Below are 18,333 nucleotides of genomic sequence, written 5' to 3' on the forward strand. Positions count from 1 at the left end.
TATGATTAAGAAAAGTATAGCTATCGGTATTCTTATATCAGCACTTTCTGTTGGCGCGTATGCTCAAGCAGATCCTGTTGCCCAAAAGTATGGCAGCTATATTGATACGGTTTCTGCACGCAAGCATTTATCGATCCTTGCATCTGATGAATTTGAAGGAAGGGAAACAGGTAAACCAGGGGCAGCTAAGGCAGCTAATTATATTGCTGGTGAATTCAAAAAGTTAGGGCTGGTACCTCCTGTTAATAACAGCTACTTTCAAAAGGTTGGACTTGAGGAAAAGGCACTTAAGTTTAAGAGCTTTCTGGTAAATGGAAAGCCTCTATTTTTCCTTCAGGATTTTTACGCGAGATCTATTGCTAAGCCTGTAAATATTAATACATCTGAAGTTGTTTTCGTTGGATACGGTATCTCTGATGCGAAGTATGACGATTTGAAGGGTATTGATATAAAGGGTAAAGTAGTGATGGTGATCAACTATGGAGAGCCTTCTAAAAATGGCACTTTCACAGTTACTGGTTCAAAGGAGAACTCAGACTGGTCGAAGAATGTAAATAAAAGATTTGAACTACTAAGATCAAAGGGCCCCGCTTTGATCCTTGCCGTTAACGAAAGGTTAGCGTCCCATTTGCAAACTAATAAGGGGCATCTTGGAGAGCCTGTACTTGGATTGAAGAAAGAGCAGCCAGCTACATCTGAGGCGACTCCTATCATTCAAATCACAAGCACGGCAGCTGACAAGTTTCTAAAGCCGACAGGTAGAACCTTTGCCAGCATTAAGCAGCAAATAGATAATTCCGGAAAGCCCGCCTCACAGAAGGTTAAGGTGAAGTTTACAACATCTTTCGGTTCGCAGACCAAGGATGTTGAAGCTGTTAATGTAATGGGCTATCTTGAAGGATCTGATCTTAAAGATGAGGTTCTGGTTCTTTCCGCACATTATGACCACGTAGGAATGAATCCTGCCGGCCCTGATAAGGTATTTAATGGTGCAGATGATGATGGTTCTGGAACTACAGGCGTAATTGAACTTGCGGAAGCTTTTAGTCAAGCTAAAAAAGAAGGAAAAGGACCTCGGAGAAGTATACTTTTTTTGCTGGTAGTGGGGGAGGAAAAGGGTTTGTTAGGCTCTGAATGGTATTCAGATCATCCTGTATTTCCGCTTAAGAATACGATTACAGATTTGAATATTGATATGATTGGCAGGGTTGATCCCACTCATAAATCGGATCCTAATTATTGTTATCTTATAGGTTCTGATAAATTAAGTACAGACCTGCATAAGATCAGCGAGAACGCAAACTCAACCTATACGAATCTAAAGATTGATTATAAGTACAATGACCCGAATGATCCTGAAAGGATCTATTATCGTTCTGATCATTACAATTTTGCGAAGCATGGAATTCCAATTATATTTTATTTTAATGGAATACATGAAGACTATCACCAGGTAGGAGATGAGGTGTCAAAGATTGATTTTCCAATGCTGGTTAAACGAGCAGGCTTAGTTTACTATACAGCCTGGGATTTAGTAAACAGGGATAAAGCACCGGTAGTGGATGTACATAAAGATTAAAAATAAAGGTCGGAAGTCATAACTTTCGACCTTTATTTTTAATGCATTGCAAGTTTTTAGAATGTAATGCGCACCGAAAGCCCGAGTCCATTTCCATTGAAGTCGGGTGAGGGCGAGAGTTCAAGTGACGGTTTCCAGTCAAGAGATAAATTGATTGGCGCCGTATCAAATTTGTAGTCTAATCCAATCACACCATCAGCACTTAAATATAACTGATTCTCGTCTTTAACTTTATTACGGTAGTTCCCTATAGATCCGCCGCCCCCATAATACCATCTTATTCCCGGAACTTCATCAAATCCAAGCGGAAGGTGCTTTTCGTAAAGTCCTGTCAGACGAATTAAGGAATACTTATTCCGGTTTTTTAAGTCAAGAATAATATCTAAGGCCTTATCTGAATCCAGGAAGGTTTTGAAGGTTACACCAGATGCGTCGCCAAGTCGCACTCCTATGGCATTCTGATATTGGGCTTTAGTGGAGCTGGTTGTTAGCAAGAAGATGCCTGTAAAAAGGAAAAATAAAATAGACTTTTTCATAAACTCAATTAGAATTGATAGAATACAGTGCGAAGGTAAAATAGTTTTTGTAAAAAAGGCTTGTAGTATCGCCCAGTGGACTTTGCAACCTATATCACAAGATTTTATTGTTCCAGTACAAGCTTTAAGGGTTTTAGTCGTTAGGGTTTAAAGCAGTCGGTTTGACTGAAATAACATTCACCAGTTGAAGTACACGCAAAAATTTTATGTAAGTTTGCGCTTCGAGGAATAACATGAAAAAGTTTTTAGGATTTGCCGTAATGCTATTGCTGATTATAGGCGGCTGTAAAAAGTCGGAGCCCTATGATTTTGAAAAGCAGTTAGCTATTGATGAAGGACTTATTAAGAAATTTTTATCCGACAACAACCTTACCGCGCAAAGGGATACAAGTGGAATTTATTATATCATTAGTGCTCCAGGTTCTGGTACTGTCAGGTATACCGCCAACACCAGTGTTACTGTTAAATACAAGTTGCATTTGTTGAATGGTACTGAGATCCCTCAAGGTACCGGGCCTGTCAGCTTTGCATTAGGAGGTGTTATTGATGGTTGGAAAATTGGGATTCCCAAGATACAGCCGGGAGGGAAAATTAGACTTTTAATTCCTTCAGGATATGCTTATGGGCCTAATCCAACTGGTGGTATCCCAGCTAATTCTGTGTTGGATTTCGATATTGAGCTTCTAGGCGTAAATTAATTTTCAAGTGATAAAATGAAATCACCTTTATATAAACTTCCTTTATTATTCTTTTCTGTTTTGGTGCTGGCCACTAGCTGTCAAAAAGAATATGAGTCCGTTGAAGAAATAGATACAAAAAATATAAGTGATTATATTTCTAAAAGTAATCTAACCTATACTAAAAACGATTCTCTTAACATCTGGTATTCTGTGGTAAAACCAGGTGCTGGCGCTGATCTTAAGTTTTCAGAAATTGTACCTTTGGTGTTTACTGTAAGGTCTTTAGATGGCCGTTACGCTTCGGTGGACACCTTTGCCTCTTCAAACCGGTATGGTTCTTTAGGGGAAGGATTTACGACTAATGACCACCTTGGGTATTTTGGATCAGAGAAAGGGTATCCTAACGCTTTAAAGTACGCTGTAGTAAACTTCTTAAAGAAAAGAGGAGGTGAAATTAAGGTAATTGTGCCTTCTCGTTTGGCCTATGGTGTTAACGGAGCAGGGACGATCCCTAGTAATGCTTCCTTGGAATACCATATCAGGGTAATCAACGAAAAGGACATCATTAACTATGATGATTTGAGTTTGAGAAACTTCATGACATCAAATGGGCTTTCGGGTTTTACTAAGATTCAAAAAGGAGATAGTATAGTGTATTACAAGATATCTAATCCGGGTACCGGTAGCTCAATAACAAGAGATTCAACAGTGTCTACAGTTTTTACTGGAAGATTTCTGAATGGTGTTATCTTTCAACAAAATTCTGAATCCGAAGCTTATACTAGTGTGTTATCTGGGGTAATTCCGGGGTGGCAGTTAGCTATTCCAATGATAAAAGAAGGAGGAAGTATCCGAATTCTTATTCCATCCAGCCTTGCTTATGGTATTTACGGTCTTAGGGATAATAGAACTGGTGTCGTACAGTTTCCACCGGCCTCCTGCTTAGATTTTGACGTACAGGTTATCAATGTAGCCAAGTAGCTGCACAAATGCTAGTATTAAGGTTGGCTTGATATTATAAAAGGCATTGGACTTAATTTCAATGCCTTTCTTATTTTCTTAACTTTTTGCTAAACCTACTTTGTAAGCATTTAATGCTCGTTGCCGGGCAAACTTATGGTCCACAATAGGTTGAGCATATTTAAATGGATCGCTAAACTCAGGAACCCATTTCTTTACATACTCCAGCTTCGGATCGAACTTCTTTGTTTGTAGGTCAGGGCTAAACACACGGAAGTAAGGTGCAGCATCATTGCCTGTTCCTGCAGCCCATTGCCAACCTCCAACATTGCTTGCCTGATCGTAATCAATTAATTTCCTGGCGAAGTATGCTTCACCCCATCTCCAGTCAATCAAAAGATGTTTGCAGAGGAAGCTGGCGGTGATCATTCTTACCCTGTTGTGCATCCAACCTGTGGCGTTTAACTGTCGCATGCCAGCATCTACTATTGGGTAGCCAGTATTTCCCTCACACCAGGCTTTATAATCCTCTTCACGATTTAACCAGGGAATATTATCGAATTCCTTCCTGAAGGATGATTTTGCAGAATACGGGAAGTGCCAAAGTATCATTGCATAAAAGTCCCGCCATATTAGCTCCGAGAGCCATGTTTTTTCTTTTGCATGGAAAGCGTCGTAACCCGCTTCACGAATACTGATGGTTCCGAACCGAAGGTTTACCCCAATTCTGGAAGTCCCGTCGAGTGCAGGTGAGTCGCGGGTATTACTGTATTCTTCGATCACCTCCTTATATTCTCTGTCGGGGAAGGTAAGTAAGCTGCTTTGAAATCCTAGTTGTTCGAGACCCGGAATGACAAAAGGTGATGTTTGCAGGAAGTTGTTGTAGTACTTTTCAGTAGGATAGGCTTTCAAATGAAAATCCGGGTTTAGCTTTTCCAGCCATTTACGTTTGTATGGGGTAAATACAGTGTAAGGCTTGCCGTCTTCCTTCAATACCTCGTTCTTTTCGAAAATCACATGATCCTTAAAGGTGCGAAGCTCAACTCCCTTTGTTTTCAATATATCAGCGATCGATTCGTCCCTCGTTTTAGCATAGGGTTCAAAGTCATGATTAGTGAAAGCGGCTTTGATATCGTAGTCATTCAAAAGCTCTGTCCATGCTGCTTGCGGTGTTCCGTGTTTTACAATGATTGACGAGCCGTGCTTCTGCAATTCCTGATCAAGCTTAATTATAGCGTTGCGAATAAAAGTTACTCTTGGATCATCATTGTCTTGCAGCTTATCCAGGATGAGCGTGTCGAATATAAATAGGGGGAGGACTGGATAACCAGACTTTAATGCGTGGTATAAACCGGTGTTGTCCTCTAACCGCAAATCTCTCCTGAACCAAAAAATACTAACCTGTTGTTTTTCGGGCATAAATGTCTTTTAATGCGTCTTCCAGCTTTTCAAAGGTAAATTTAAATCCTGTTTTTAGGATTCGTTCAGAACTGGTTTTAGTGCTGTTCAAAACGAGGGCGCACATTTCACCAAGAATGATCCTAAGACCAAAAGAAGGTACATCAGGAAGGAACAGATTTTTATTCAGGACTTTTGCTATGGCTTTTGTGAATTCTTCATTGGTTCGGACATCGGGACTTGCTGCATTGTATACACCATTAGTCTGATCGTTTTCAAGCACATTTACATAGAGGTCCACGATGTCATTAATATGGATCCAGGGCATCCATTGTTTGCCAGAACCAAGTGCTGCGCCCAGTCCTAATTTGATCGGTTTGTCCATTTGTTCAAGTGCTCCTCCTTTTTCAGCAAGCACAACACCGGTACGTAATTTAACAATCCTCGGAACGAGATCTTTTATTTCATCCACCACTTCTTCCCATTCTACACAAGTGTGAGCAAGAAAGTCAAAACCATGAAAGCTATCTTCCGTTAATAATTCATCTCCACGATTTCCATAAAACCCTACCCCAGATGCTGATATCACTGCCCTGACTAGGTGGTTTGGATTAGCTCGTAGAAGTTTATAAATGAGTCGAATAGACTCCGTGCGGCTTTCAACAATTTCTCTTTTTTGTCTGTTTGTCCAGGGGCGGGCTCCTATGCCTTCGCCGGCCAGATGAATAATGGAAGTAACACCCTGAATGCAAGCAGGGTCTATCAGGCCTTCCTTAATGTTCCATTGAAAGGTTTTAACCTCCCCAGTTTCATTTTTTATACTCCGGCTAAGGTGATGTATAGTATAGCCCTTAGCGAGAAGCGCTTTTGTAAGAGGCTGACCAATTAAGCCACTTCCGCCGGTTAGGAGAACTGTTTTATTCATTATCTGTTCTTATAATATTCTTACTTTTGATATATGTTGTATACGAAGCACATCTTTATTTGTACCAATCAGCGTCCGGAAGGCGCAAGAGTGAGTTGCGGTGAAAGTCACGGACTAGCATTGGTTGCCGCCTTTAAGAAGCATATTAAAGATAAAAGTTTAAATGCGGAAATAAGAGCACAGAAAACAGGCTGTTTAGAAGCATGTGAAGCTGGACCAAGTATTGTCATATATCCTGAAGGTGTATTTTATGGTAATGTTCAAGTAACAGATGTGGAAGAGATTGTTTCAGAGCATTTGGAAAATAACAGAGTAGTAGAGCGCCTCTTAATGGATTACAACAAGCTCCCCTGGTACGCTAAGTTGAATAAATAATAAGATTTACGATTTTAGATTTACGAATTACAATTCCTGCTTAAATCGTATTTCGTAAATCTATTATTAACCGGGGATCGCTTCTATCCATAAATATAAGTTTCCAGAAAATCTATCGTGGATTTCTGCGACTCAATGACATTCTTGACAACGTCCCCGATGGAAATAATTCCCACCACTTCTCCGTTTTCCAAGACAGGAAGGTGACGAATGTGACTATCCGTCATTACTTTCATACAATACTCTATAGTGTCTTTGAGGGTCACGCTTAAAATGCTTGAGGTCATTACTTCCTTAACCCTGGTTTCCTTTGAAGAGCGTTCTTTCAGTATAATTTTTCTTGCGTAGTCCCTTTCAGTAAAAATTCCATGTAAGATCTTCCCATCCATTACAAGTACAGAGCTGATGTTTTTCTGTTCCATCATTTCAAGGGCATTGAAGACATAAGTTTGGGGGGTAACGGAATAAATAGCGCTGGTTTTCCCTTCGAGGATTTGTTTTACTGTTTTCATAATTAGTTAGTTAGATTTTTAAAGTTAACATTTTTATCTCGTGATCTTTCTGTTTTAGGGAAAGTTTTTTCTACAACTTAACAGTGCTTTGATTCATATTTTTGGTTTGTAAAGAAGCTGAGGTATTACTGTTTTTAGCTAAGGTATTTCAGAAATCGCCACCGAAGCCACGTGATTTTTTGAATGTCTCTTGCATGTAATTATTGGTTGATCCAGGTGTTTCTACTAATGTTATATAGAAGAAAAATGAGTATTTTGCAAGATTTATAAACAGGTTTTATGAGTGGGAAAACCATATTAGTTTGGTTTAGGAATGATTTAAGGATTCACGATAATGAAATTCTTCTTGAAGCTGTTAAACGGTCTGAACAAATTGTACCCGTTTACTGCTTTGATCCACGCTACTTTGAACTCTCCAGATATGGCACCAGGAAGACTGGTGCTTTAAGAGCAAAGTTCTTATTGGAAAGTGTAAATAGTTTGCGGGAGTCATTGAAGCAATTAGGCGGTGAATTAGTCGTCAAAACCGGAAAACCAGAAGAAATCCTCCCTGAGATTTGCAACACTTATGATGTTTCTGAAGTATATCACCATCGTGAAGTTGCTGCCATGGAAACAGACATTTCAGCGATAGTTGAGGAAGCCCTGTGGAAGAAAAGAATTAACTTGAAGCACTTTATCGGTCACACCTTATACCATAAAGAAGACCTGCCTTTTCCGATCAAGAATATTCCTAACGATTTTGTTACTTTCAGAAAAAAGATTGAGCGCGACGCGACGGTAAAACCTTGCTTTGATACACCTAACGTTATCAGGGTACCTCAGAATTTAGAAAAGGGCGATTTGCCAACTCTTAACGAGCTTAATGTAGATCCGGGAGAGCTGGAAAACCGGGAGATCAATTTCACAGGTGGGGAGCAGGAAGGTTTGCAAAGGTTGAACGAATTAGTTTTCAGTGACGAGCCAAAGGGGAAGGCTGCCAAGAGTGGAGTATTTTCGTCTAAGTTGGCACCATGGCTTTCTCTAGGTTGTTTATCGTCCCGCGAGGTCTACTGGGCAGTTAAGAAACATAAGGTTAAAGTGGGAGGGAGCGATTCTGCATCAAGAATTATCACCGAGATGCAATGGAGAGATTTTTTTCGTTTCATGCTGAAGAAGTATGGTAACACTTCGCTTAACGAAATTGAACCAGAAAGAGATCTTTCTGCTGCCGAGAGAAAGGCGTTTTTAAAGTGGCAGAAAGGCGAAACAGGTGTAGCCTTAGTAGATGCTTGCATGAAGGAGTTGAATACTTCAGGCTACCTCAGCGATAAAGTAAAACAATATGTTTCCTCTTTTCTTTATAAAGAGCTTGGTGTAACCTGGAGAGCAGGAGCCGCTTATTTCGAAGAAAAATCAGTCGATTATTCACCTGCCAGTGATTGGGGGAATTGGGCTTACCTTATTGGTGGGGAAATTATGTCTTCAAACCGTCCATTAACAGCCAAATCTGAAGAGATTACAGAAGATTTAAGTATTAGGAGATGGTTTTTGGAGCAAAGTGCTTTAAATTGATGTAAAAAGCATGTTGTAAATCATGTGAAATTCAATTAAAATAAAATAAGTGGCTTATTATAAGGTTAAACTTTTATTTTTGCCGCTACCTTTAGAATAATAAATACATGGATAGTTTGTCTTATCTTAGTAATGCAGATTCTGCTTATATAGATTCTCTTTACCAGTCGTACAAAGAAGATCCCGAATCGGTGGATTTTGGTTGGAGAAAATTTTTCGAAGGCTTTGATTTTGGGCAGGGAGCAGGTGGTCAGACTGTTTCTGTTAGCGAAAATCCAGAGCAATTATTAAAAGAAATCAAGGTTTTAAATATGATTAATGGCTATCGCGACAGAGGCCATTTGTTTACCAAAACAAATCCTGTTCGCGAGCGCCGCAAGTATTATCCAGGTAAAGAGCTTGAGACATTTGGTCTAGGCAATGGAGATTTAGAAACAGTATTTAATGCAGGTGTAGAGGTTGGTTTAGGCCCAGCAAAATTAAAAGATATCTTAGCACTTCTAGAGGAAACATATTGTCAGTCCATTGGTGCTGAATTTACCTATATCCGAAATCCAGAAAAAGTTAAATGGTTTCAAGAGCGTTTAGAGAGAGAGAGGACTAAACCTAGCTTTTCAATCGATACAAAAAAACGCATCCTTAAGAAATTAAATCAGGCTGTTGTTTTTGAAAACTTCCTTGGTACTAAATTCTTAGGTCAAAAGCGTTTCTCTCTTGAAGGGGCAGAAGGTGTGATCCCTGCACTTGATTCGGTTATTGAAAAAGGTGCAGAATCAGGAATTGAGGAATTTGTAATTGGGATGGCCCATAGAGGTCGTTTGAACGTTTTGGCAAATATCATGGGTAAAACCTATAAAGATATTTTCGCTGAGTTTGAAGGTAAAGGTTATGATGAGTCTAAGCCTTTTGATGGTGACGTTAAATATCACTTAGGTTTCTCTACAGATGTAACTACAGAAACTGGTAAGAAGGTTCACTTAAGCCTTTGTCCTAACCCATCTCACCTTGAAACAGTAGATCCTATCGTTGAAGGTATCTGCCGTTCAAAGATTGATTTCAAGTACCAGGGAGATAACTCCAGACTTGCACCAATTTTGATCCATGGGGATGCTTCTGTTGCGGGACAAGGTGTTGTATATGAAGTATTGCAAATGGCGAAACTTGATGGTTACAAAACAGGTGGTACAATTCACTTAGTTATCAATAACCAGGTTGGCTTCACTACCAACTATAAAGACGCCCGTTCGTCAACCTACTGTACAGATATTGCTAAAGTAACTTTATCACCAGTGTTCCACGTGAACGGTGATGATGTTGAGGCTTTAGTTTATGCAGTGAATATGGCAGTTGAGTATCGTCAACGCTACCATAATGACGTGTTCATTGATGTTCTTTGTTACCGTCGTTACGGACACAACGAGTCTGACGAGCCGAAGTTCACTCAACCCCTGCTATATAAAGCAATTGAGTCTCACCCGAATCCACGTGAGATCTATAACAAGAAATTGATGGAGCAGGGAAGCGTTGACGCTAACCTGGCTGTGGAGATGGAAAAAAGCTTCCGTGCATTATTGCAGGAGCGCTTAAACGAGTCAAAAGAAAGTAATGAGTATTCTCCAAATCCGATGTTCTCAGGAGCATGGGCCGGTTTACGTCCAGGAACGGCTGAGGATTTTGAAGTAAAATCTCAGACTGCAGTTTCAGAAGAAGAATTACTTAAAGTTGCCAACACCCTAACTCAACTTCCAGAAGGAAAGAAATTCTTCAAGAAGATCGAGAAATTGTTTGAAGACCGTAAGAAAATGGTTGAGAACAGGAAGTTCGATTGGGCAATGGGTGAGTTAATGGCTTACGGAACACTGCTTAGTGAAGGTCACCGCGTACGTTTAAGCGGACAAGATGTTGAGCGCGGAACGTTCTCACATCGCCATGCCGTTGTGAAAATGGAGGATTCTGAAGAAGAGTTTATCCCATTGGCACAAATTAAGAAGGGTGATGCACAAGCAAAGTTTGATATATACAACTCTCACTTATCCGAGTACGGTGTATTAGGTTTCGAATATGGTTATGCTTTGGCAAACCCTCAGTCGCTTACTATTTGGGAAGCTCAATTTGGTGACTTCTTCAATGGCGCTCAAATTATTGTGGACCAGTACCTAGTAAGTGCTGAAACTAAATGGCAGCGTTCAAATGGTTTAGTAATGTTACTTCCTCACGGTTATGAGGGGCAAGGACCTGAGCACTCTTCGGGCCGCCCGGAGCGTTTCCTTGAACTGTGTGCGAATTTCAATATTCAGGTTGCTAATATTACTACTCCTGGAAACTATTTCCACTTGTTGCGTCGTCAGTTGAAGCGGGATTTCCGTAAACCTCTTGTGGTATTTACGCCTAAGAGCTTATTGCGCCATCCACTTTGCGTAAGTACTATTGATGAATTCACTCAAGGTGCATTCCAAGAAGTAATTGATGATACCTATGCAACAGCAGAGGACGTAAAACGAGTTTTATTCTGTACTGGTAAAATTTACTACGATCTACTTGAAAAACAACAAGCTGATCAACGGAAAGACGTTGCAATTGTTCGCGTTGAACAATTATACCCAACTCCTATCACTCAGCTTCGTGAATTGAAAAATAAATATGTTAACGCTGAATTTTTCTGGGTACAGGAAGAGCCTGAGAATATGGGAGCATGGCCGTACATTTGTCGTAAGTTCAGAAAATCAGAACTCAACCTTGAAGTAATTTCAAGAAAAGAGGCGAGCAGTACTGCAACTGGTTATGCTAAACAGCATATCTCTCAGCAACTGTACATTGTTGGAAAAGCATTCGAGGATGTTGCAGGAAAAGAGGTTAAAAAAGCTGTTGTTAACACAACAAAGAAAGTAGTAAACGTAGATTAACAGAATTTAAAGAACATAAAAAACTATGAGTTTAGAGATCAAAGTTCCGCCGGTAGGCGAATCAATTTCAGAAGTAACATTATCCCGTTGGATTAAGAAGGATGGTGACCAGGTTGAAATGGATGAAGTTATCGCTGAACTTGAATCTGATAAGGCCACTTTTGAGTTAACAGCTGAAAAGGCAGGAACTTTAAAAACGATTGCTGCTGAAGGCGATACTTTAGCAATAGGTGCCATTGTAGCATCAGTAGAAGATAGTGGTTCTGCTACTGCTGCCGCTCCTTCTTTATCTGAAGAAGTTGTAGGTGGGCAGGAACCAGTAGCCCTTGAAAGCAGAGTTGTTGAGGTAAAAGTTCCACCAGTAGGTGAATCAATTACAGAAGTAACACTTTCCAGATGGCTGAAAGCAGAAGGTGAAGTTGTTGCAATGGATGAGCAAATTGCCGAGCTAGAGTCTGATAAGGCGACGTTTGAATTAACTGCTGAAGTGGCAGGTACGTTGAAATATGTTGCAAAAGAAGGTGATACTTTAGAGATCGGCGCAATTGTTTGTCAGATCGCTTCTGGTGCGTCTGCTCCGGCTGCTAAACCAGCAGCTTCAGCTCCTGAGTCAAACCCTTCAACTGCTGCAGCATCTGCAAGTTCTTACGCTGCAGGAACTCCGTCTCCTTCAGCTGCAAAAATTTTAGCTGAGAAAGGTGTTGATGCAGCTTCTGTTAGTGGAACAGGTGTTGGTGGTCGTATCACTAAGGAAGATGCAGTAAATGCCCAAGCTCCTAAACCTCAATCAGCGGCTGCTCCGGCTCCTAAAGCTGCTGCCGCACCTGCTGCTCCGGCAAGCTTTGGCGGTGCAAGGAATGAGCGTCCTGAGAAGATGTCGAACTTACGCAAGACTATTGCAAAACGTCTTGTTGCAGTTAAAAATGAAACGGCTATGCTTACCACTTTCAATGAAGTGGATATGAAGCCTATCATGGATATACGGGCTAAATACAAGGATAAGTTTAAAGAAACCCATGGGGTTGGTTTAGGCTTTATGTCTTTCTTTACAAAGGCAGTTTGTGAGGCTTTAAAAGAGTTTCCTGCTGTTAACGCACGTATAGACGGGGATTCAATTATCTATAGCGATTTCGTTGATGTTTCAATCGCTGTTTCAGCCCCTAAAGGTTTGGTTGTTCCGGTTATTCGTAATGCAGAGCAATTATCTTTAGCAGGAATTGAGAAAGCCGTTGTTGCACTTGCAGGTAAAGCTCGTGATAATAAATTGACCATTGAAGAGATGACTGGCGGTACGTTTACTATTACAAATGGTGGCGTATTCGGGTCGATGTTGTCTACTCCAATTATTAATGCTCCACAATCTGCAATATTAGGTATGCATAATATTGTTGAGCGTCCAGTAGCAATTGGCGGACAGGTGGTAATTCGTCCAATCATGTACGTTGCTCTTTCTTATGATCACCGTATCATTGATGGCCGCGAATCTGTAGGATTCCTTGTAAAAGTGAAACAACTTCTTGAAGACCCAACAAGATTATTGTTAGGAGTTTAAGAATGTGTAACTAATACAAAAGTCCCGCTGTTCTGCAGCGGGACTTTTTTTATTTTATCTAATACTAAAGCTTGTCTTGTTTGAATATTACGAAAATCAGAGGCTTGAGGAAGTTTTGTTTTGAAGTTTAGAACTTGTTAAGTTCTGCTTTTCCAGCTCTTCTTTAAGTTTATTTAAACCTCTCTGGTAATCCTCTCCAACCATAGAATCGTAAAAAAGGCTTTTCCATCTATCCAAGGTAGTTTTGTTTTCTCCACAAAAGGCCCAGGTTACAATAATTCCTTTATATGTTTTCGTGAAATACATATAGTTAAGGTACGATCCCTCGAAAGGACTTTTGTACGTTAATTTCTGATAAATAGCCTTGTAGCGCTCATTGCCCATAAATTCGAATTTTCCGCTACCAACTTCTTTTCCATGCCAGGAAAACGAATAACCTGCAGTACCAGGGCTTCCACTAATCTGGTATTTGGCTTTCGGTTCTTTCTCGTAAAACGGACTCCAGCTATTGAAATGCTTATAGTTGGAGGCATAATCAAAAGCAGCAGTGTCTGAAGCTTCAATAAAAACACTTCGCTGAATAAAGAAGTTTTTGGCAATAAAAAAGCTGCCAGTAAAAAAAGCAGTAATGACCAGAATGCCTCCGGCCAAAACCAGTTTGAAATATTTCATCTTTAAGATAAGGGATCGTTGATGGAGGTTTATACGAAAGTTAAGGAAATTGTTTACAAGTATTTGATAATAGTTTTTGAAGTTAAGAAGCAGAAAACGAAAGGCAAGTTTTTATAGAAACTCAGTTTTCCTAAACAATGACAGAAAATCTAGTTTTTTAAGCTATGTTTGCGCTGTGAGTGAATTAAAATAGCTCAATCTACAATTTAAGCTTCAATGTCCAGGCTAGACGAGATCAAAAAACCGATAGAAAAGGAACTTGATGTATTTGAAGAAAAATTTAAGTCTTCAATGAAAAGTTCTGTGCCTTTGCTTGACCGTATAACTCATTATATAGTTAAAAGAAAGGGTAAGCAGATCCGTCCAATGTTTGTCTTCTTCTCCGCAAGTTTATGCGGTACTATTGATGATGCTACTCATCGCGGAGCAGCTTTGGTCGAGTTGCTTCACACTGCCACTCTTGTTCATGATGACGTAGTTGACAACTCCTACGAGCGGAGGGGATTCTTTTCAGTGAATGCACTCTGGAAAAATAAGGTAGCAGTTCTAGTTGGGGATTTTCTGTTAGCAAAGGGAATGCAGCTTTCTTTGGCCAATGATGACTTTGAGTTACTGAAGATCGTTAACGAAGCTGTACAACAGATGAGTGAAGGTGAGCTGCTGCAGATGGAAAAAGCCCGAAAGCTGGATATCAACGAGAATATCTACTACGAAGTAATCAGGCAAAAAACAGCATCTCTAATTGCTTCATGTTGTGCGGTAGGTGCTGCATCCGTAAATAAAGACCGCGGAGTGATCGAAAAGATGCGAAGTTTTGGGGAAAAGGTAGGGATGGCATTTCAGATAAAAGACGATCTTTTTGACTTTGGGACAGACGATGTTGGAAAGCCTTTGGGAATAGACATTAAAGAGAAGAAAATTACCTTACCGCTTATATATGCGTTAAGCAAGTCTGGTAAGACTGAAAAACATCATATCATCAACCTTGTTAAGAATCATAATGAGAACGCCGCAAAGGTTGAAGAGGTTATATCTTTCGTTAGAAATAGTGGGGGATTAGCCTATGCCGAGATGCAGATGCATCGTTATCAGGATGAAGCTTTTGAAATACTTGGAGGTTTTCCCGAAAGCGAGGCACGAATTGGCCTTGAGCAGTTGGTGCGTTTTACTACCGAACGTAAAAAATAAGATCTATGTCAAATGAAATTCTATTTTTCGGAGGGTTTCTGCTCTTTGTAGTCCTTATGCTTGCAATAGACCTTGGTTTATTTAATAGAAAGGAACACGCCGTCAAGCTGCGTGAGGCAGCTATAATGAGCGCCATTTGGGTCGCCTTCGCTGTCGGTTTCTATTTTATCCTCCGGGCCGCAGGTGATCAGCTTCATGGAATTTCTTCTTTTGCCCAATTAGAGGCTATTACTCGACAGAACCTTCATAATATAAAGATCAACCCGAACGACTTTGAGGGTAGTTTGCGGATCTATAGGAATAACCTTGCAATAGAGTTTATTACTGGGTATGTAGTCGAATACGCGCTATCCGTAGATAATATCTTTGTAATGGTGCTGGTTTTTTCTGCTTTTGGGGTGGAAGAAAAGTACTATCACAGGGTATTGTTCTGGGGAATTGTAGGAGCGGTGCTAATGCGTTTTCTTTTCATTTTCCTTGGTGCTACGCTCATCAGCGAATTTGGCTGGATCCTATACTTGTTTGGGGCATTTCTTGTTTATACCGGTATTATGATGTTTGTTAACAGGAATGTCGAGGATAAGATCGATCCGGAGAACCACGCTGTTGTTAAATTTGCTTCTAAATTTGTGTCGGTATATCCCGAGTTTGCCGGCAAGCGTTTCTTTATCACGCGTAACGGAAAAAGATATGTAACTCCATTGTTCATAGTATTGCTGATCATTGAGTTTACAGATCTAATATTCGCCGTTGATTCTATTCCTGCGATCTTTGCAGTTACGAAGGATCCCTATATTGTCTTCTTCTCGAACATTTTTGCCATCCTAGGTTTACGATCGATGTTTTTCCTGCTGGTAAATATCATTCACAAGTTCCATTATCTGAAGGTGGGGCTTTCCTTTTTGCTAGTATTCATTGGAATTAAAATGCTGGCTCATCATTGGTTACAAACCTGGGGATTCACTACCTCACATTCTCTTTTCGTTATCCTGTTGATTTTAACGATAAGTGTTGTTGCCTCACTACTATTTCCTAAGAAATTGGGACATCCGGAGGGCGAGAAGCATTTGTAATGCGGTAGTAGTTTTGGGCGTTATAAGCCGTAGTTGTAGGGTATTATTGTTCGCTGAATAGGGAAAAGAGGTAGTTGCTTTAGTTTTAAGTTATAACATCAGCTCTAAAGGCTTATTCAATCTCTTTAGAGCTGATTATATTTTGAGGGGTTAGAGAGCTTTAGAGCCCTCCAGCAAAGACAGTATCTCTTCTACATATTTCCGCTCGTTCGCTAGTCTTGGCACTTTATGCTGGCCCCCAAGCTTTCCTTTTGTTTTAAGCCAATTATAAAAAGTGCCGTTTGGCGCCGCATGGATTAGTGGTCTCCGTAGTGCCATATCCTTAAAGCGCTTCGCATCGTAGTCTGAATTTATTTCTCTAAGGGTTTGGTCAAGAATGTCGGTAAACTTTTCTATATCGTTTGGGTGTTGTTCAAATTCTATGATCCATTCATGCCCTCCTGCTCCATTTTCACTGAAATAGATGGGACAGGCTGTATAGTCCTTAATGATAGCTCCAGTTGCGGCACATGCCTTTGTTAATGCGTTTTCCGCATTGTCTATGATCACTTCTTCACCGAATGCATTAATGAAGTGCTTTGTTCGACCTGTAATTTGGATACGGTAAGGAGAAAGAGAAGTGAATTTTATAGTATCTCCAATCATATATCGCCATAGTCCTCCGTTTGTAGATATAATAAGTGCGTAGTTCTTATTAAGCTCTACCTCGTGAAGCCCGAGTGTCTTAGGATTCTCTTGGTCGAACGATTCCATGGGTAGAAACTCATAGAAGATTCCATAATCAAGCATGAGGAGCATTTCTTCAGAATCTGACTGATCCTGAATTCCAAAGAAACCTTCAGATGCATTGTAGGTTTCAAGGTAATACATATCATTAGATGGGATCAGCTGTTTGAATTGCTCACGGTAAGGGGTGAATTTAACTGCCCCATGAATGTATAGCTCGAGGTTAGGCCAAATCTCCAGCAGATTTTTCTTTCCTGTAATTTCCAGCAGGTGCTTGGCTAAAACTACTGTCCAGGTAGGGACGCCTGAGATGTTAGTTACGTTCACGTCCATTGTAGCTCTCGCCATCTTTTCTATCTTTTCCTCGTAATTGTCCATTAAAGTGATAGACATATCAGGCGTACGATAGAATTCTGCCCAGATAGGGAGATTTTTTATTAAAACTGCAGAAAGATCACCGTAGTAGATATCCCCGCTCGCTTGGTTAACCTGATGGCTTCCGCCAAGGGCAAGAGAGTTTCCTGTGAAAATTTGAGCATCAGGGCGATTATTGCAATAAATGGAAAGCATGTCTTTACCACCCTTGTAGTGGCATTCTTCCAAAGATTCTTTACTAACAGGAATAAACTTACTTCTGTCATTGGTTGTCCCGGAAGATTTAGCAAACCATTGAATCTCTGTCCCCCAAAGAACGTTCTGTTCTCCGCTAAGCATGCGCTCTATATAGGGTTTAAGTGTTTCATAAGTTTGGATTGGAACACGCTCTTTAAACTGCTCCTGATTATGAATTGAGTTATAGTCGTATAATTTACCCCACTCGGTATTGCGAGCTCCCGAAAGTAGATTTCTGAAAACTTCATCCTGAACATCGTGAGGGTATTTGATGAAAAGTTCAATTTGATGCATGCGCTTCTTCATGAACCAGGTGAATATGGAGTTTACGATGGTCATATAGGGTTAGTGTCTGACTTTTTTTTGCGTAGTTCGAAGTGCTGACCAAGGTAGAATTTACGAGCCATTTCATTGTTCGCAATCTCAGTTGGAGTTCCTGTAAGCATTATTTTTCCTTCAGTAAGCAAGTATGCCCTGTCTGTGATCGAAAGGGTTTCCTGCACGTTATGGTCTGTAATCAGGATGCCGATATTACGATGTTTTAATTTACCTACAATAGATTGGATTTCCTCAACCGCGATAGGGTCTACCCCGGCAAAGGGTTCATCGAGGAGAATGAAGCTTGGATCAGCGGCTAAAGCCCGCGCAATTTCAGTCCGCCTGCGCTCTCCCCCTGAAAGCAAGTCCCCCCGATTCTTACGAACACGGTGCAAACTAAATTCAGTCAACAGTTCTTCAAGCTTTTCATTTTGCTGGTCTTTGCTTAGCTTCCGCATTTCCAACACAGCGAGAATGTTATCCTCGACAGATAGCTTCCTGAAAACAGAGGCTTCCTGCGCAAGATATCCAATACCTTTTTGAGCCCGTCGGAACATCGCATCTTCTGTTATATCTTCATCCTCGAGGAATACATGCCCTTCTGTAGGTTTTATCAGTCCTACGATCATGTAGAAAGAAGTAGTTTTTCCTGCTCCATTTGGTCCAAGTAACCCTACGATCTCACCTTGTTCTACGTGAAATGAAACGTTGTTAACAACAGTACGTTGTTTGTATTTTTTAACAAGATTTTCTGCTTTTAATATCATTCT

General features: G+C 40.4%; 16 protein-coding genes. 9 read left to right on the top strand and 7 right to left on the bottom strand.

The annotated features are described in order from the left end of the window. Position 1: 1 nt before the first annotated feature. Entirely contained in the window at positions 2 to 1,579 is a 1,578-nt protein-coding gene (locus J4N25_RS11345; protein ID WP_207422317.1) for a M28 family peptidase, read from the top strand. A 56-nt stretch (positions 1,580 to 1,635) separates the two neighbouring features. Here J4N25_RS11345 and J4N25_RS11350 read toward each other — a convergent pair whose 3' ends face one another. Beyond that, positions 1,636 to 2,115 (bottom strand): hypothetical protein, encoded by a 480-nt coding sequence (locus J4N25_RS11350; RefSeq protein WP_207422318.1) that lies wholly within the window; start codon positions 2,113 to 2,115, stop codon positions 1,636 to 1,638. A 233-nt stretch (positions 2,116 to 2,348) separates the two neighbouring features. Between J4N25_RS11350 and J4N25_RS11355 the strand changes: the two genes are divergently transcribed. Next, positions 2,349 to 2,813 carry an FKBP-type peptidyl-prolyl cis-trans isomerase gene (locus J4N25_RS11355; protein ID WP_242695872.1) on the top strand — a complete coding sequence of 155 codons (465 nt, stop codon included), beginning with the start codon at positions 2,349 to 2,351 and terminating at the stop codon, positions 2,811 to 2,813. A 15-nt stretch (positions 2,814 to 2,828) separates the two neighbouring features. Further along, entirely contained in the window at positions 2,829 to 3,776 is a 948-nt protein-coding gene (locus J4N25_RS11360; protein WP_207422319.1) for an FKBP-type peptidyl-prolyl cis-trans isomerase, read from the top strand. Positions 3,777 to 3,854: 78 nt separating this feature from the next. On the opposite strand, the gene J4N25_RS11365 is transcribed toward J4N25_RS11360, so the two are convergent. Together J4N25_RS11365 and J4N25_RS11370 are read right to left on the bottom strand one after the other, a co-directional pair. Beyond that, the gene (locus J4N25_RS11365; protein WP_207422320.1) at positions 3,855 to 5,174 is read right to left on the bottom strand and encodes a cryptochrome/photolyase family protein; all 1,320 of its coding nucleotides are present in this window, start codon (positions 5,172 to 5,174) and stop codon (positions 3,855 to 3,857) included. Beyond that, on the bottom strand, positions 5,152 to 6,078 hold the full coding sequence (locus J4N25_RS11370; protein WP_207422321.1) for a TIGR01777 family oxidoreductase: 927 nt from the start codon (positions 6,076 to 6,078) through the stop codon (positions 5,152 to 5,154). Before J4N25_RS11370 ends, J4N25_RS11365 begins: the two co-directional genes overlap by 23 nt. 33 nt (positions 6,079 to 6,111) lie before the next feature. Between J4N25_RS11370 and J4N25_RS11375 the strand changes: the two genes are divergently transcribed. Next, positions 6,112 to 6,453, top strand: a complete 342-nt coding sequence (locus J4N25_RS11375; protein WP_207422322.1) for a (2Fe-2S) ferredoxin domain-containing protein — start codon at positions 6,112 to 6,114, stop codon at positions 6,451 to 6,453. Positions 6,454 to 6,536: 83 nt separating this feature from the next. Here J4N25_RS11375 and J4N25_RS11380 read toward each other — a convergent pair whose 3' ends face one another. After that, on the bottom strand, positions 6,537 to 6,965 hold the full coding sequence (locus tag J4N25_RS11380; RefSeq protein WP_207422323.1) for a CBS domain-containing protein: 429 nt from the start codon (positions 6,963 to 6,965) through the stop codon (positions 6,537 to 6,539). Positions 6,966 to 7,244: 279 nt separating this feature from the next. Between J4N25_RS11380 and J4N25_RS11385 the strand changes: the two genes are divergently transcribed. From J4N25_RS11385 to odhB, 3 genes are all read left to right on the top strand, one after another. Further along, entirely contained in the window at positions 7,245 to 8,519 is a 1,275-nt protein-coding gene (locus tag J4N25_RS11385; RefSeq protein WP_207422324.1) for a DASH family cryptochrome, read from the top strand. Between the two features lie 107 nt (positions 8,520 to 8,626). Continuing rightward, the gene (locus J4N25_RS11390; RefSeq protein WP_207422325.1) at positions 8,627 to 11,422 is read left to right on the top strand and encodes a 2-oxoglutarate dehydrogenase E1 component; all 2,796 of its coding nucleotides are present in this window, start codon (positions 8,627 to 8,629) and stop codon (positions 11,420 to 11,422) included. A gap of 25 nt (positions 11,423 to 11,447) precedes the next feature. Next, positions 11,448 to 12,974 carry a 2-oxoglutarate dehydrogenase complex dihydrolipoyllysine-residue succinyltransferase gene (odhB, locus tag J4N25_RS11395; protein ID WP_207422326.1) on the top strand — a complete coding sequence of 509 codons (1,527 nt, stop codon included), beginning with the start codon at positions 11,448 to 11,450 and terminating at the stop codon, positions 12,972 to 12,974. A 96-nt stretch (positions 12,975 to 13,070) separates the two neighbouring features. Here the strand turns inward: odhB and J4N25_RS11400 are convergent, their stop codons facing one another. Next, positions 13,071 to 13,646, bottom strand: a complete 576-nt coding sequence (locus tag J4N25_RS11400) for an SRPBCC family protein (RefSeq protein WP_207422327.1) — start codon at positions 13,644 to 13,646, stop codon at positions 13,071 to 13,073. A gap of 216 nt (positions 13,647 to 13,862) precedes the next feature. Here J4N25_RS11400 and J4N25_RS11405 point away from each other — a divergent pair, with 216 nt between their 5' ends. Then, entirely contained in the window at positions 13,863 to 14,834 is a 972-nt protein-coding gene (locus J4N25_RS11405; protein ID WP_207422328.1) for a polyprenyl synthetase family protein, read from the top strand. 5 nt (positions 14,835 to 14,839) lie between these two features. Beyond that, positions 14,840 to 15,907: a TerC family protein gene (locus J4N25_RS11410; protein WP_207422329.1), complete on the top strand. Its 1,068-nt coding sequence runs from the start codon at positions 14,840 to 14,842 to the stop codon at positions 15,905 to 15,907. A 150-nt stretch (positions 15,908 to 16,057) separates the two neighbouring features. Here the strand turns inward: J4N25_RS11410 and J4N25_RS11415 are convergent, their stop codons facing one another. Then, a complete protein-coding gene (locus tag J4N25_RS11415) occupies positions 16,058 to 17,584 on the bottom strand; it encodes a GH3 auxin-responsive promoter family protein (protein ID WP_207422330.1) in 1,527 nt (508 codons plus the stop codon). Further along, a complete protein-coding gene (gene lptB / locus J4N25_RS11420) occupies positions 17,581 to 18,330 on the bottom strand; it encodes an LPS export ABC transporter ATP-binding protein (protein ID WP_207422331.1) in 750 nt (249 codons plus the stop codon). Before lptB ends, J4N25_RS11415 begins: the two co-directional genes overlap by 4 nt. Positions 18,331 to 18,333: the final 3 nt, after the last annotated feature.

The sequence above is a fragment of the Desertivirga brevis genome, from assembly GCF_017355835.1.